Below are 14,984 nucleotides of genomic sequence, written 5' to 3' on the forward strand. Positions count from 1 at the left end.
CAAGCTGCTCGTGCGCTACGAAAAGCTGGAGCACACGTTTCTCGCTCTCAACCATCTGGCCGCCGCCATCATCACCTTGCGAAAGATCAGTCTACCTGTCAATATTATTTACGGATAAATCCTTAGTGCGGCTCCCAGAATGAGTTCGGATACGACCAGCCCATGGCAGGGTGCGAAGACACCCTGGTGTACCCCATCGTCGATGAGTTGGGATAGCCTAAGGGTACGGACCTGCTGGTAGTGATCGAAGATACCTCTGGCAACTGCTGAATCTTCGACGTCCTTCAGGAACTGGACACCGATGCGACTAGCCGCCTGGACGCCTACGTCCAGGTAGGCAGCGAGTGCTGTCGTCAAATCCTGTTCACGGTGGATCAGTGCTTCGCCCTGTCTCAGGAGGCTATCGAAAAAGCGTTGCACGACGGCGCAGAAGATCTCTTCCTTCGTCTGCGCAATGTCGTAGAGGCGCCGCCGCGAGCAGTGCAGCCGTGCGGCGATTTCACCCACGGTCAGGCCTTTGACCCCCTCCGTCAGGAGCAGATGGGTCAGCGCATCGAAGAACTCTTCGTCTGTGAGCTTCTTTTTCATGCGGGTTTCTCCTAATGAGACATGGTACCAAGTCAATTGACTTGGTACCAATCGAGCGCGTCTAATGGTACCAATTTAAAAGAAATGGTACCGCTTGAACAGCATGCAAGGGGCATCACCGAATGCAGAGGCCTCCAGCTGAACGCCGCCGCCGCAGGCATGTGAATTGTCTGCGATAGCTGTTCCACCGAACCAGACTTGACTTGAACGGAGAAGCACAGCAATGAATCTGCTGGACTATTTCGATGCTGGTGCTACCAGCCATCCGGATGCGCCTTGTTTCGTGGACTGCGGGCGTGATACCCCGGCCGTCACCTATGCGCAAGCGGGAGCGCTCACGTGCCAGATCGCACGGGGGCTACAGGCCTTGGGACTCGCACCTGGTTTTCACGGCGCAGTGCTGAGCGGCAATGCCGGGGCTGCTTTCGTGGCGCTGCTGGGGGTGTTGCGCGGAGGGGGTGTCTGGCTGCCCGTTAATGCGCGCAACAGCGTGGAGACCAACATCGAGTTCCTGCAGGACATGGACTGCGACGTCCTTTTCTATCAGGCCCGCTATATCAGCCAGGTCGCCGAGATCCGCGGCAAGGTCCCCCGCATTCGTCACTACATAGCTCTGGAAGAGGCCGATGGGGCGGATCTGTCGATTGCTCGGTTGATCCAAGGCCAGCCGCCCGAGATGTACGCAGCGCCGCTGCAGCCGCGGGGGCTGGCCATGATCATGGGTACCGGTGGCACCACGGGGCGCTCGAAGGGCGTCATGCTCAGCCACCGCAACCTGACGGCGACCATGGCCAACCATATGTCGGCCATGAACATTACCGACTGCATGACCGTGCTGGCGGCGGCACCTATCACCCACACGGCGGGGCTGGTGTCGCTGCCCTTCATGGCGCGCGGTGGCCGCGTTGTCCTGATGGACGGGATTGATCCGCAGAACCTGCTCAAGGTGATCGAGCAGGAGCGGGTCAACATGCTGTTCCTGCCCCCAACAGTCATCTATACGCTACTGGCGCAGCCCAACGTCCGCGATTTCGACTTTTCCGCGCTGCGCTACCTCATGTACGGCGCCGCACCCATGTCGCCCGACAAACTGGCGGAGGCCATCGATGTGTTCGGCCCCGTCATGCTGCAGATCTATGGCCAGGCGGAAGTGCCTGGCGCGATCTCCGTGCTGCGGGTCGAGGACCATTTCATCGACGGGCAGGTGGCGCCCCGCCAGCGCCTGCTGAGCGCGGGGCGCCGCTTCCCCTTCACGCGGGTGGCGGTCATGGACGACGACGGCAGCCTGCTCACCCAGCCGGGGGCCGTGGGCGAGATCGTCGCGCAGGGCGACATCGTGACCGAGGGCTACTACAAGAACCCCGAGGCCACGGCTGAAGTGCAGCGCCACGGCTGGCACTGCACGGGCGACGTGGGCTATTTCGACGAGCAGGGCTTCCTGTTCATCGTTGACCGCAAGAAGGACATGATCGTCACGGGCGGCTTCAACGTCTTCTCGTCCGAGGTCGAGGCCGCCGTCATGGCCCACCCGGCCGTGAAGGACTGCGCCGTCATCGGCGTGCCCGACGACAAGTGGGGCGAGGCCGTCAGGGCGGTCATCGAGCTGCGCCCGGGCCAGTCCGTGGAGCCGCAGGCGCTCATCCAGTTCGTCAAGGACCGCCTGGGCAGCATCAAGGCGCCCAAGGAGGTCGAGATCGTCGCGCAGCTGCCGCGCAGTGCGGTGGGCAAGGTCTTGAAGAAAGAAGTCCGCAAGAAGTATTGGCACGCGCAGGAGCGCATGGTTTCCTGACGCACGTTTGGTGATTCAACCCCGGAGGTATCGCAATGCAAGAGCCCGTTCTCGTTGCCGGTGTCGGCATGACCCCTTTCAAGAAACCCGGCGACAACCTGCCGTACCCGGAAATGGCTGCGCAGGCGATCCGCGAGGCGCTGCAGGACGCGGGCCTCACCTACTCCGACGTGCAGGACGTCTATGCGGGCTACGTCTATGGCGACTCGGCCAGCGGCCAGCGCGCGGTCTACGAGGTCGGCATGACCGGGGTGCCGGTGATCAACGTCAACAACAACTGCTCCTCCGGCTCCACGGCCCTGTACATGGCGCGCAAGGCCGTGGCCAACGGCTCGGCGGACTGCGCGCTGGCGGTGGGTTTCGAACAGATGCCCGCCGGCGCCCTGAGGGCGTACTGGGACGACCGGCCCGATCCGCTCGACCACTTCAACGGGGTCATGGACGAGATCTTCGGCCACCCCGAGCTGCCCATGGCGATCCGCTACTTCGGCGCGGCGGGCCGCGAGCACATGGAGCGGTACGGCACCCCGCTGGACACCTTCGCCAGGATCCGCGCCAAGGCCAGCCGCCACGCTGCGCGCAATCCGCTGGCGCTGTTCCGCAAGGAGGTGACGGTGGAGGAGGTGCTGGCCAGCTCGCCCCTGGTGCCCGGCGCCATGACCCGCCTGATGGCCTGCCCGCCGACCTGCGGCGCCGCTGCCGCCGTCTTCGTGAGCAAGAAGTTCGCCCAGAAGATGGGCCTCTCCGCCAACGTGCAGGTGTTGGCGCAGTCGCTGGTGTCCGACCGCCCCGGCGCGTTCGCCGACAAGTCCGCGATTTCCGTTGTGGGCTTCGACATGACGCGCGAGGCCGCCCGCCAGGTCTACGAGGCGGCAGGCGTGGGACCGCAGGACATCGACGTGTGCGAGCTGCACGACTGCTTTGCGCAGAACGAGCTGCTCAGCTACGAGGGCCTGGGTTTCTGCGCCGTCGGCGAGGGCCGGGCCTTCGTCGAGTCGGACAGCAACACCTATGGCGGCGCGGTCGTCGTCAACCCCTCGGGCGGGCTGCTGTCCAAGGGCCATCCGCTGGGCGCGACCGGCTTGGCGCAGTGCTACGAGCTGACCCACCAACTGCGCGGCAGCGCCGAAGCACGCCAAGTGGAGGGTGCACGCCTGGCCTTGCAGCACAACGCGGGCCTGGGCGGCGCCACCGTGGTGACCCTGTACGGGCGCGCGGACTGAGGGACGAGATCATGGTGAAACGCCTGGAAGGCAAGGTGGCCCTGGTCACCGGTTGCGGATCATCGGGGCCCGGCTGGGGCAATGGCAAGGCCATGGCCGTGTTGTTCGCCCGCGAAGGGGCGAAGGTCTATGGCTGCGACATCCACCTGGACGCAGCGCGCGAGACCGAGTCGATCGTGCGGGAAGAGGGCGGGGCCATGAGCGTGGCCCAGTGCGACGTGACCGACCCCGGCGCGGTGGAAGCGCTGGTCCAGGATTGCGTGACCACCTATGGCGACATCGACATCCTGGTGAACAACGTCGGCACCGCCCGCCTGGGTGGGGTCGTCGAGCAGAGCCTGGAGGACTGGCGCCTGGTCTTCGACATCAACCTCACCTCCATGTTCCTGACCTGCAAGCATGCGATCCCCTCCATGCTCCGGAAAGGCCGGGGGAGCATCGTCAACATCGGCTCGGTAGCCGGCGTGCGCGACAGCGGCGTGGCCTACGTGTCCTACAGCGCCTCGAAGGCCGCGGTGCTCGGCTTCTCCCGCAGCGTCGCCCTGGAATACGCCAAGCGGGGCATCCGCTCGAACGTGCTGATGCCGGGCCTGATGAATACGCCCATGGTCCGACAGCCCGTGCTGTCGCTGGCGGACGGGTACCGGGAAGCGTCGCAGGAGGAAATGCTGGCCAAGCGGGACCGGCAGTGCCCCATGGGCCACATGGGAGACGCATGGGACGTGGCCACCACGGCCCTGTGGCTGGCGAGTGACGAATCCAAGTACGTCACGTCCGCCGAAATCATGGTCGATGGCGGTATTTCCGCCCGCATCGGCTGACCTGGAATACATGCAAATCAACGACAGGAGACACATCATGGTTAGCGTTGCGAAATGGTTTAAAAAGGGCATGGTGGTCGCCGCGGCGGCGGCCATGGGGCTGGTGTCCAACGGGCATGCCCAGTCCAAGCCCGAGAAGTTCAAGATCGGCGGCGTGCTGTCGCTCTCCGGTCCCTACGGGCTGCTGGGCGAGGACATGCGCCGGGGCGTGCAGATCGCCGTCGAGGAGCGCGGCGGCAAGGTGATGGGCGTGCCCATCGAAGTCACCTGGGAGGACGACGAAACCAAGCCCCAGCCCGCCGTGCAGAAGGCCACCAAGCTGATCTCCGAGGGCTCGCACATGATCTTCGGTGCGCTCAGCTCCGCCTCCACGCTGGCGGTCATGAACCTGGCCAAGCAGCGCAAGGTGCCCCACCTCGTCACCATCTCGGCGGACGACAAGATCACCGTGCCCGGCGGCTCCCGCTACACCTTCCGTACATCGAACAACCTGGGCATGGAAAACCGCATGGCGCTGGCGTACATGCAGGACAGGAAGCTCAAGAAGATCTACATCGTTACCGCCGACTACCAGGCCACCCGTGACGGCTACGAGTGGATCAAGCAGCAGACCGGCCCCAACGGTATCCAGATCGTGGGTGAGGACTTCCCGCCCCTGGGCAACCGCGACTATTCGTCCATCGTGGACAAGATCGCCAAGTCCGACGCCGACGGCGTGCTGCTGATGCTGACGGGCTCGGACGTGGTTACTTTGCTCAAGCAGGCCGGCCAGGTGAACCTGGGCAAGAGCAAGGTGCTTTTCGGACCCGTGGCCGCCGATGAAACCATGGCGGCGGCCGTGGGGCCGGCCTCGCTGGGCGTCAATTCCGGCCTGCGCTACGACCACACCATCGACACCGCCGCCAACCGCAAGTTCGTCGAGGCCTACCGCAAGAAGTTCGGCATCTTCCCCAGCATGACGGCCGGGGAGGCCTACGACGGCATGGCGTGGTGGCTGGACACGGTGGAAAAGACCGGCTCCTGGGACAAGGAGAAGTGGGTGGACGCCTTCGCCGCCAGCGTCCGCGAGAACTCCGTGGAAGGCAAGAAGACCATGCGTGCCTGCGACCACCAGGCCCTGCAGCCGGGCTTCTGGGGCGAGGTGGTGCAGGGCACCCCGCCAGCCCCCGCGCTGACGATGAAGATCACCAAGGTCTTTCCCGAAGAGAAGCTGTTCGAGGCCTGCAAGAACTGAAGGCCGCAGCGGGAGGCCGCCCCGGCCTTCCGCACTCGGTGAATCGCTATGTCAACTATCGTGATCGGCTTGAGCCTGGGCATGCTGCTGTTTTTGCTGGCGGCGGGCCTGACGCTCATCTTCGGCATGCTGGGTGTGATCAATTTTGCCCACGGTGCCATCTATATGTTGGGCGCCTACGTCTCGTATGAAACGGGGCGGCGCACGGGCTCGTTCCTCATGGGCGTGCTGGCCGCTACGTTCTTCACCGCGCTGGCGGGCGCGGTGATCGAGAAGCTGGCGCTGCGACCGCTCTACGAGCGCCCGCACTTCTACCAGCTGATCCTGACCTTCGGCCTGATCCTGATCCTGAGCGACGTGGTGCGCTTCGTCTGGGGCCCCGGCTACCAGGAGGTGGCGATTCCGCCGCTGTGGAACGGCACCGTGGACATGCTGGGCAGCACGATCCCGATGTACCGGCTGTTCGTGATCGGGTTCGGCGCTCTCGTCTCGGCGGGCCTGTACTTGGTGCTTGAGAAGAGCACTTTCGGCATGCTCGTGCGGGCCGCCAGCAGCGACGCGGAAATGGTGCGCATCCTGGGCCTGCCAGTGGGCGCGATCCGCATGGCGGTCTTCGCCACGGGCTGTGGCCTGTCGGGCCTGGCGGGCGCGATCGCGGCGCCGCTGTTCCCCATCGAGCTGGGTATGGCGACCAACACCATCATCGACTGCTTCATCGTCGTGATCCTGGGTGGGCTGGGGAACATCCGGGGGGCGATCGCGGCGTCCATGCTGATCGGCATGGTGCGTGCCCTGGGCTACGTGTACCTGCCCGGCTGGGTGGACATCATGACCTTCGTGCTGCTGATCGGCACCCTCTTGACGCGCCCGCAGGGCTTGTTCTACCGCGCGGCGAGGACGGCATGAAACTCTCCCTGTTCGACATCTGCTTCGGCCTGCTGCTGGCCGCGGCCGGCATCCTGCTGCCCTTCCTCAACCCGAGTGAAGCGCTGATCCAGCTGGTCACCCTGGCGGCCATCTGGGCGATCTTCGCCATCGGCTTCGACTTCGTGTTCGGCGCTTTGGGCATGGTGTCCTTCGGGCACGCCACCTTCCTCGGGGTGGGCGGCTACGCCGTGGCCCTGGCGACGCAGAAATACGGGCTGCCTTTCTCCGCCGGCGTGGGCCTGGCCATCATCGTGGGGGCTGCGTTCGCCCTGCTGTTCAGCTTCTTCGCGCTGCGGGTGTCCGGCATCTTCTTCGCGCTGGTGACCCTGGCGCTGTCCCAGCTGATCTTCATCCTGGCGGACAGCAAGCTGCGCGGCTTCACTGGCGGGTCGGACGGCATCTCGGGCGTGGAGCGCCCGGGCTTCCTGGGCATCGACTTCTACGACCCCGTCCACTACTACTGGTTCGTGCTGGGCGTGTATGCCCTGGTCATGCTGGCGGTGATCTCGCTGCGCAGTTCGCCGTTCGGCCGCGTGATCGCGGCGATCCGTGGCAACGAGACCCGCGCCGACCAACTGGGCTTCAACGTCAACCGCTACAAGCAGATCACCTTCGTGATCTCGGGCGGCCTGAGCGGCCTGGCGGGGGCGCTGCTGGCCTCGCTGCTGATGTACATGAACCCGCAGATGCTGCACTGGACCACCTCGGGGGACGTGATCATCATGACCCTGCTGGGCGGCTCCGGCTCGCTGTGGGGCGCCACCGTCGGCGTGATCGCCTTCGAGGTGCTCAAGGAATGGCTGAGCAGCTGGACCGAGTACTGGTACGGCGTGCTGGGCCTGGTGTTCATCCTTGCAACCATCTTCTTCCCGCGCGGCATCGTTGGCGAGCTGGAGCAGGGTTTCGCGGCCTACCAGAAGAACCGGCGCGGAGGTGCGCGATGAGCCAGGCAGCACTGCGGTGCGAGGGCGTGACTGTCAGCTACGGCGCCCTGAAGGCGGTCAACGACGTCAGCCATGAATTCCTGGAGGGCTGCATCTACGGCCTGATCGGACCCAACGGCGCGGGCAAGACCACGCTGCTGAACGTGCTGGCCGGGCGGCAGATGCGCCATGCGGGCAAGGTGTACTGCGGCGGCCGGGAGATCAGCCAGCGCCCCGCCTACGAACGGGCCCGCATGGGCATCGGGCGCAGCTTCCAGATCATCAAGATCTTCGGCGAAATGACGGTGGCCGAGAACCTGCTGGTCGCGGCCCAGTCCCGCCGGCCCGGGTTCCAGCCCTTCTGGATGAGCCGCCACTTCGACCGGCAGTTCCGCGAGCAGCTGGATGCCATCCTGGAGCTGACGGGGCTGGCGGCCCACCGCGACGACGTCGCGGGCACGCTGCCCTACGGCCTGCAGCGCTCGCTGGAACTGGGCGTGACCCTGCTGCCCGATCCCAGGATTTTGCTGCTGGACGAACCGCTGGCGGGCATCGGCCACCACGAGATCCAGGCCGCGCTGGCCCTGATCCGCAAGGCCGCGCAGGGGCGCACGGTGCTGCTGATCGAGCACAACATGGATGCGGTGATGTCGCTGTCCCACGAAATCGTGGTCATGAGCAACGGCTCGGTCATCGCCTGCGGCGCCCCCGAGGACATCCGCAGGAACGAAGCGGTGCGGTCGATTTACCTTGGGGAGGACGCGCAGTGATCGAACTCGAAAAAGCCAGCGTCAGGTACGGCCAGGCCCTGGCGCTGGAAGAAATCTCCGTGCGGATCGATTTCCATGAAATCGTCGCCATCGTCGGGCGCAACGGCGCAGGCAAAACCACGCTGCTCAAGGCCCTGGTCGGCCTGATGCCCCTGGTGGCCGGCCGGCGCCTGCTGGGCGAGCAGGACATTTCGGGCCTGGGCGTGGAGGCCATCGCCAAGCTCGGCGTGGCGCTGGTGCCGGACACGCGCCGCATCTTCCCCAACCTGTCGGTGCTGGAGAACCTCAAGATCGGCGCGCTGGCCCACCAGCCGGGGCACTGGACCCTCGACCGGGTGCTGGACGCCTTCCCGCGCCTGCGGGAACGGCTGGACTTCGGCGGCGACCAGCTCTCCGGCGGCGAGCAGCAGATGCTGTCGATCGGGCGCGCCCTGCTGGGCAACCCGCGCATGCTGCTGCTCGACGAACCCACCGAGGGGCTGGCGCCGGTCATCGTGGACCAACTGGTCCGCGTGTTCAGCGAAGTCCATCGCCAGGGCACCGGCATCGTGCTGGTGGAGCAGAACCTCAAGGTGCCCCTGAAGCTGGCCCACCGCCAGTACGTGCTGGACCATGGCCAGGTCGCCTGGTCCGGCACGGCCCAGGAACTGGACGCGCAGCGCGCCCACGTCGAGGGCCTCATCACGACGGGCGCAGCGGCGTGACCGCTCCGTGCCCATGCAAACCCCAATCCAAGGCATGCCCATGAACGCCCGCACCGCCGCGCGCATCGCGCCCCTGCATGAAAGCGACCCCCGCTCGCGCGACCCCGTGCTCGAAGAGCTGGTGGATTTCGTCGGCTACCGCCCGAATGCGCTGCTGACCATGGCGCGCAAACCCGGCGTGGTGCCCGCGCTGCTCAAGCTGTTGAGCGTGACGCTGCGCGGCGACGGGCAGCTCACCCAGGCGCTGCGCTTCCTGATCGCCGCGGAAGCCGCGCGCGGTGCGCGCTGTCGCTATACGACGACGCACCTCGTCCACGCCGCCCACCACCTGGGCGTGGGCTGGGACAAGCTGGCCGCGCTGCCGTCCTACCGGGACGACCCTCGGTACACCGAGCAGGAGCGCAAGGCGCTGGCCATCGCCACCGCAGGCGGCAGCCTGCCGGTGCGCGAACCGGGCCAGGCCATCGACCAGGCCCGGCAGGTCTTCTCCGAGGAGGAAATCGTCGAGATCGTGTCCTGCGTGGCCATGGTCGGCTGGTTCAATCGCTGGAACGGCCTGATGGGCTCGGAGCTGGAGCCCATGCCCTCGGAGGCGCTGGCCCACGTTCCCTGGCTCCAGGATCTCGAAGTCTGAAAGAGAAGGCCATGTACAGCCGCATCCACGAACCCCACGCATGCACGCTGACCGATGCCCTGCGCGAATGGGCCGCCAGCCGCCCCGCAGCGCCCTGGCTGGAGGACAGCCAGGGCATCGCCTTCACCGTGGGGCAGGCGTTCACCAGCAGCCAGCGGTTTGCGAGCTTCCTGCACCACCAACTGGGCGTGCAGCCCGAAGAGCGCGTTGGCGTCTTCATGTCCAACAGCTGCGCCATGGTGGCGACCACGTTCGGCATCGGCTACCTGCGGGCCACGGCGGTGATGCTCAACACCGAGCTGCGTTCCTCCTTCCTCCGCCACCAGTTGAACGATTGCCAACTGGCCACCATCGTGGTGGACTCCGCGCTGGTCGAGCACGTCGCCAGCCTGGCGGATGAGCTGCCCCACCTGCGCACCCTGGTCGTGGTGGGCGACGCGCCCGCCGCCGTGCCCGAACGCTGGCGGCAGGTGGCCTGGATGGACAGCAGCGCCTGCGCGCCGTGGGAAGGCCCCGCGCCCCGGCCCGAGGACATCTTCTGCATCATGTACACCTCCGGCACTACCGGGCCCAGTAAGGGCGTGCTGATGCCGCACTGCCACTGCGCCCTGCTCGGGCTGGGGGCGATACGCAGCCTGGAGATCACCGAGGCCGACAAGTACTACATTTGCCTGCCCCTGTTCCATGCCAACGGTCTGTTCATGCAACTGGGGGCGACGGTGCTGGCGGGCATACCGGCCTTCCTCAAGCAGCGGTTCAGCGCCAGCACTTGGCTGGCCGACATCCGCCGCAGCGGCGCCACGCTGACCAACCACCTGGGCACGACGGCCATGTTCGTCATCAACCAGCCGCCCACGGAGCAGGACCGCGACCACCGCCTGCGCGCCAGCCTGAGCGCGCCCAACCCGGCCCAGCACGAGGCCGTGTTCCGCGAGCGCTTCGGCGTGAAGGACGTGCTGTCTGGGTTCGGCATGACCGAGGTCGGCATTCCCATCTGGGGGCGCATCGGGCACGCTGCGCCGAACGCGGCCGGCTGGGCGCACGAGGACCGTTTCGAGATCTGCATCGCCGACCCCGAGACCGATGTGCCGGTGCTGGCCGGGCAAGTGGGCGAAATCCTGGTGCGGCCCAAGGTGCCCTTCGGCTTCATGGCGGGCTACCTGAACGTCCCGGCGAAAACGGTCGAGGCCTGGCGCAACCTCTGGTTCCACACGGGCGATGCAGGCACGCGGGACGAACAGGGGCTTATCACCTTCGTGGACCGCATCAAGGACTGCATCCGCCGCCGGGGCGAGAACATCTCGGCCACCGAGGTCGAGGTCGTGGTGGGCCAGTTGCCCGGCGTCCATGAAGTGGCGGCCTACGCCGTTCCGGCGCAGGGCGCGGGCGGGGAGGACGAGGTGATGCTCGCCCTGGTGCCCAGCGAGGGAGCGGCGCTGGACATGGCGGACATCGTCCGCCAGGCCAGCGCCCAACTGCCACGCTTCGCCAAGCCGCGCTACCTGCGCCAGATGGACAGCCTGCCCAAGACGGCGACCGGCAAGATCCAGCGCGCCGTCCTGCGCCAGCAAGGCAGCGCCGGCGCCTACGACGCCGAGGCGGCACCCGCCCGGTAAACAGGAGGAGCACACCATGTCGGAAAAACTGCGCGGCAAGGTGGCCGTGGTCACCGGCTCGGGCCGGGGTATTGGCCGGGCGATGGCCCTCAAGCTCGCGGGCGAAGGGGCCCGGCTCGTCCTCAACGACCTCGACGACGAACCCGCCATGGCCGTGCGCGAGGAGATCATCGCGCTGGGCGGCGAGGCGGTGGCCTGCTGCGGCAGCGTGGCCGAAGCCGGTTTCGCCGACCGGCTGATCGGCACGGCCACCGGCGCGTTTGGCGGGCTGGACATCCTCATCAACAACGCGGGCTACACCTGGGACAACGTCATCCAGAAGATGAGCGACGCGCAGTGGGACGCGATGATCGACGTGCACCTGACCGCGCCGTTCCGCATCCTGCGCGCGGCGCAGCCGGTGGTCCGCGCGCTGAGCCGGGCCGACGCCGAGGCCGGCCGCCGTGTGGTGCGCAAGGTGGTCAACGTCTCCTCGGTCTCGGGCGTCTTCGGCAATGCGGGGCAGGTCAACTACTCCGCCGCCAAGGCGGGCATCGTGGGCCTGACCATGGCGCTGGCCAAGGAGTGGGGGCGCCTGAACACCACGGTCAATTGCGTGGCCTACGGCCTCATCCGCACCCGCATGACCGAGGCCACCGCCGATTCCGACGCCGCCATCCAGGTCGAGGGACGCGAGATCAAGGTGGGCGTGAACCCGGACCTGATGGCAGCGATGGAGCGGAACATTCCGCTGGGCCGGGCCGGCACGCCCGAGGAGGCCGCCGGCGCGGCCTACCTGTTCTGCATTCCCGAGTCCGACTACGTGAGCGGCCAGACCCTGCTGTGCACGGGCGGGCTCACTGGCATATAACCTGATGCGATGACGAAGCCAGACACCCCCGCGCTGACCTACCCCTTCGAGCCCCCGGCGTCGCACCACACGGTCGAGGTCGCCCCCGGCGTGCGCTGGATCCGGCTGTCCATGCCGTTCCGGCTCGACCACATCAACGTCTGGGCCATCGACACGCACGATGGCTGGGTGCTGGTGGACACCGGCCTGAACAACCCCACCACCGTGGCCGACTGGCTGGCGCTGATGGGTGAGGGGCCGCTGGCGCGACCGCTGCAGGGCGTGTACACCACGCACATGCACCCCGACCACATCGGGCTGGCAGGCTGGTTCACGCGCCGCGCTGGCGTGCCGCTGCACATGAGCCGCCTGGAATACCTGAGCTGCCGCGTGATGCACGCCGACACGAACCGCGAGGCGCCGCCCGACGGCGTGCTGTTCCACCGCCGCGCGGGCTGGTCGGAGGCAGCCATCGAGGGCTACCGCAGCCGCTTCGGCAGCTTCGGCAAGCACATCCATGCGCTGCCCGAGAGCTTCCGGCGCCTGCAGGATGGCGACCTGCTGCAGTTGGGCGCGCACGCCTGGCGGGTCATCACCACCGGCGGCCATTCGCCGGAGCATGCCTGCCTGTACTGCCCCGGCCTGAAACTGCTGGTTGCGGGCGACCAGGTGCTGCCGCGCATCTCGTCGAACGTGTCGGTGTTCGCCACCGAGCCGCAGGCCAATCCGCTCAAGGAGTGGTTCGAGTCGCTGGACAAGCTGGCGCGGGAAGTGCCCGCCGATGTGCTGGTGCTGCCCTCGCACAATGAACCCTTCTACGGGCTGCACGAACGCCTGGGCTCGCTGCGCGCCGGTCAGGAGCGGGCGCTGGAACGGCTGCGCCAGTCGCTGACGGGCGGGCCGCAGCGCATCGTGGACGTGTTCCCCGCCTTGTTCCACCGTGCCATCGATGAGCAGGACGGGCAGCAACTGAGTCTCGCCACGGGCGAGGCCGTGGCCTGTATGAATTACTTCATCGCGGAAAGCGCCGTAGGGTGCACCGTGGATGGGAGCGGCGTCGCATGGTATGAGCTGAAGTCGTGAGGCCGCACCATCTCCGGCCTCAGCTACCTCATTCATTGAGAGGGCAGTCCACGCTGGTGTTTACGACTTTAGATAGGCAGCGGCCTGGCTGGGCATTGCGAACAGCCGCATGGATGCTGGGTGGGTGTTTACGACTTTAATTGCCCAGAATAGCCACCGTGATGCATGAACCTGCCGAGGCATTGGCCGCCTGACCCATGCCGCAGGCAAGCGCCCGGGCCAAGGCCGGAGCGCTTTGCCGCAGGGAGCCGAACCATGCCCACCATCAACATCACCAGTGGCCCGCGCATGGCGGCGGTCTACGCGCCCGGCACGGTACGCGCCCGCCGCTGGCACGGCGAGGGCGATGTGCGCGGTTACCGTCCGCCCTCGGGCTGGATGGCCCGAGCCGATCTCACCGACATTCATCCCATCACGGGCCGTGCCTTAGCGCGGGCCGTGTGGTGGATCATTGAGACAAAGGAATAACCATCGTCAGCACCGCGCCTAGGTCGTTTCGCCCTAGGCGCGGTGAGCTTCAAAAATCCGGGCGCGGCGGTGGCCGCGCCCGGTGTCGAAGGCATTGCTGCATTGCGCAATGCCTTCGGGCACTGGCCCGTCCAGGGCCAGTGTCAGGAGGTGGCCGGGCGGCACACTCGGTAGTTGCAGGGAAGTCAAGGCTTGCCGCCAGTATGACCTGTGCATGCACGGTCTCAGCCTGCACAATTATTGAGGTTGAGTCATCGCCACGGCTTCATGTTCGGGAAGACGCTGGAGCGGCAAGAGATCCATGACATCACAAAACAGAGCGCGGTTCTGCCAGTCGTTGCGGTCGCCGATCACATAGAAGCGCCGCTTCGCCCGCGTTGCCGCCACGTTCAGCAGGTTGGGCTCCGAGACCGCCCAGTCGCGTGCGCCGGGACCGTCGGTATTTCCGCCCAACACCATGATGACAACCGGCGCTTCCTTTCCCTGCATGGTGTGGATGGTTCCGGAAACCATCGTGTCGCCGAGCAAGCGTTTGAGGTTCTCCAGGACATTCTTGAAGGGCGTGATGACCGAAATGTCGGCTGCATTCACTCCGTCCTCATGAAGCAAGGCCAGCAGCGCCCGCAGGGCTTTTCCTTCAGCCGGCACCCAGTTCCCGTCGGATGTTCCACTGGCGTGAATCCACCCCGTAGGCAGTCGGGCGGGGGTTTCCTTGTCGGCTCGCGGTGCGATGGTGCCGTACACCATCGCACCGTCGTAGGCGATGCGGTTGGCCAGTCCGTGCATCGGCTTGTCGCAGCGCCGGTGCACGGCCAACGGCAACCCCACCCACGTCTTGCTGTCGGCCGGTCCCGCCATGCGGCCCCACGCAGTAGCCTGGTCCGCCAAGGTTTGCGCGGATTGTCGGTTGGGGAGCCAATGTGCATCGACACGGTAGCGCGTGCGCATGTGTTCCAGCACTGCGTCGGACATCCCCGCCGCGCGAGCTTGGCGCCCCTCAAATACCGCCGAACCGGCGATGCCGGATCGACCCGGCCAACGCCCCGCCACGATGGACGAGGCGCTGGCGAACACGCTGGCGCTTACTGCGGCAGGTTGTACGAATGCGTGCCGTCCTCAACGCTGGCGGTTCTCGCCCATCACGTCACGAAGGACGGTTCACGGACATCCCGCCCGGCATCGCCATGGAGCTTCCACGCCACGCCTCAAGACCGGCGCCGCAAGGTGCGGCCGGGGCGTTCTCGCTTGTCGTCGGGTGGTTGACCCGGCCCGCGTCAGTGGGCGAGCCGGTGCAGCCTTCGTGCGGGGATGCCGAGTCGGCCCTGTCTCTTTTCGGTGCGGTTCGGCCCAAGGCGTCCTTGTGTTGTTGTGAATC

At 66.5% G+C, this 14,984-nt stretch carries 15 protein-coding genes and 1 pseudogene; 14 read left to right on the forward strand and 2 right to left on the reverse strand.

The genetic code is table 11. The features are described 5' to 3' along the window. Positions 1-118 (forward strand): annotated as a pseudogene (locus AB7E35_RS05380) (IS5/IS1182 family transposase); the annotation flags it as partial. On the opposite strand, the gene AB7E35_RS05385 reads toward AB7E35_RS05380, so the two are convergent. Beyond that, positions 109-588, reverse strand: a complete 480-nt coding sequence (locus AB7E35_RS05385; RefSeq protein ID WP_428167198.1) for a TetR/AcrR family transcriptional regulator — start codon at positions 586-588, stop codon at positions 109-111. The pseudogene AB7E35_RS05380 and the gene AB7E35_RS05385 overlap by 10 nt on opposite strands. Positions 589-811: 223 nt before the next feature. On the opposite strand from AB7E35_RS05385, the gene AB7E35_RS05390 reads away from it, so the two are divergent. The 13 genes from AB7E35_RS05390 to AB7E35_RS05450 all read left to right on the forward strand — a co-directional run bounded on the left by AB7E35_RS05390 (position 812) and on the right by AB7E35_RS05450 (position 13,609). Beyond that, a complete protein-coding gene (locus tag AB7E35_RS05390; protein WP_016452566.1) occupies positions 812-2,377 on the forward strand; it encodes an AMP-binding protein in 1,566 nt (521 codons plus the stop codon). A gap of 35 nt (positions 2,378-2,412) precedes the next feature. Beyond that, positions 2,413-3,600 carry a lipid-transfer protein gene (locus AB7E35_RS05395; RefSeq protein WP_016452565.1) on the forward strand — a complete coding sequence of 396 codons (1,188 nt, stop codon included), beginning with the start codon at positions 2,413-2,415 and terminating at the stop codon, positions 3,598-3,600. Positions 3,601-3,611: 11 nt separating this feature from the next. Next, positions 3,612-4,421, forward strand: a complete 810-nt coding sequence (locus AB7E35_RS05400; protein ID WP_016452564.1) for an SDR family NAD(P)-dependent oxidoreductase — start codon at positions 3,612-3,614, stop codon at positions 4,419-4,421. A 37-nt stretch (positions 4,422-4,458) separates the two neighbouring features. Continuing rightward, positions 4,459-5,655 (forward strand): ABC transporter substrate-binding protein, encoded by a 1,197-nt coding sequence (locus AB7E35_RS05405; RefSeq protein WP_016452563.1) that lies wholly within the window; start codon positions 4,459-4,461, stop codon positions 5,653-5,655. A gap of 48 nt (positions 5,656-5,703) precedes the next feature. Continuing rightward, entirely contained in the window at positions 5,704-6,561 is an 858-nt protein-coding gene (locus AB7E35_RS05410; protein ID WP_016452562.1) for a branched-chain amino acid ABC transporter permease, read from the forward strand. Further along, a complete protein-coding gene (locus tag AB7E35_RS05415) occupies positions 6,558-7,526 on the forward strand; it encodes a branched-chain amino acid ABC transporter permease (RefSeq protein ID WP_016452561.1) in 969 nt (322 codons plus the stop codon). The genes AB7E35_RS05410 and AB7E35_RS05415 overlap by 4 nt, the downstream gene beginning before the upstream one ends. Next, positions 7,523-8,275 (forward strand): ABC transporter ATP-binding protein, encoded by a 753-nt coding sequence (locus AB7E35_RS05420; RefSeq protein ID WP_016452560.1) that lies wholly within the window; start codon positions 7,523-7,525, stop codon positions 8,273-8,275. The genes AB7E35_RS05415 and AB7E35_RS05420 overlap by 4 nt, the downstream gene beginning before the upstream one ends. Beyond that, the gene (locus AB7E35_RS05425; protein ID WP_016452559.1) at positions 8,272-8,979 is read left to right on the forward strand and encodes an ABC transporter ATP-binding protein; all 708 of its coding nucleotides are present in this window, start codon (positions 8,272-8,274) and stop codon (positions 8,977-8,979) included. Before AB7E35_RS05420 ends, AB7E35_RS05425 begins: the two co-directional genes overlap by 4 nt. 13 nt (positions 8,980-8,992) lie before the next feature. Further along, entirely contained in the window at positions 8,993-9,613 is a 621-nt protein-coding gene (locus tag AB7E35_RS05430) for a carboxymuconolactone decarboxylase family protein (protein WP_226858570.1), read from the forward strand. A gap of 11 nt (positions 9,614-9,624) precedes the next feature. Next, positions 9,625-11,229 carry an AMP-binding protein gene (locus tag AB7E35_RS05435; RefSeq protein ID WP_016452557.1) on the forward strand — a complete coding sequence of 535 codons (1,605 nt, stop codon included), beginning with the start codon at positions 9,625-9,627 and terminating at the stop codon, positions 11,227-11,229. Positions 11,230-11,245: 16 nt separating this feature from the next. After that, a complete protein-coding gene (locus tag AB7E35_RS05440) occupies positions 11,246-12,079 on the forward strand; it encodes an SDR family NAD(P)-dependent oxidoreductase (protein WP_016452556.1) in 834 nt (277 codons plus the stop codon). A 9-nt stretch (positions 12,080-12,088) separates the two neighbouring features. Continuing rightward, a complete protein-coding gene (locus tag AB7E35_RS05445; RefSeq protein ID WP_016452555.1) occupies positions 12,089-13,141 on the forward strand; it encodes an MBL fold metallo-hydrolase in 1,053 nt (350 codons plus the stop codon). A 255-nt stretch (positions 13,142-13,396) separates the two neighbouring features. Continuing rightward, on the forward strand, positions 13,397-13,609 hold the full coding sequence (locus AB7E35_RS05450) for a hypothetical protein (RefSeq protein WP_016452554.1): 213 nt from the start codon (positions 13,397-13,399) through the stop codon (positions 13,607-13,609). A gap of 237 nt (positions 13,610-13,846) precedes the next feature. On the opposite strand, the gene AB7E35_RS05455 is transcribed toward AB7E35_RS05450, so the two are convergent. Further along, positions 13,847-14,581 (reverse strand): DEAD/DEAH box helicase, encoded by a 735-nt coding sequence (locus AB7E35_RS05455; protein ID WP_016452553.1) that lies wholly within the window; start codon positions 14,579-14,581, stop codon positions 13,847-13,849. Positions 14,582-14,984 lie beyond the last annotated feature (403 nt).

Source organism: Diaphorobacter sp., from assembly GCF_050251835.1.
Lineage (GTDB): Bacteria > Pseudomonadota > Gammaproteobacteria > Burkholderiales > Burkholderiaceae_C > JBFXIE01.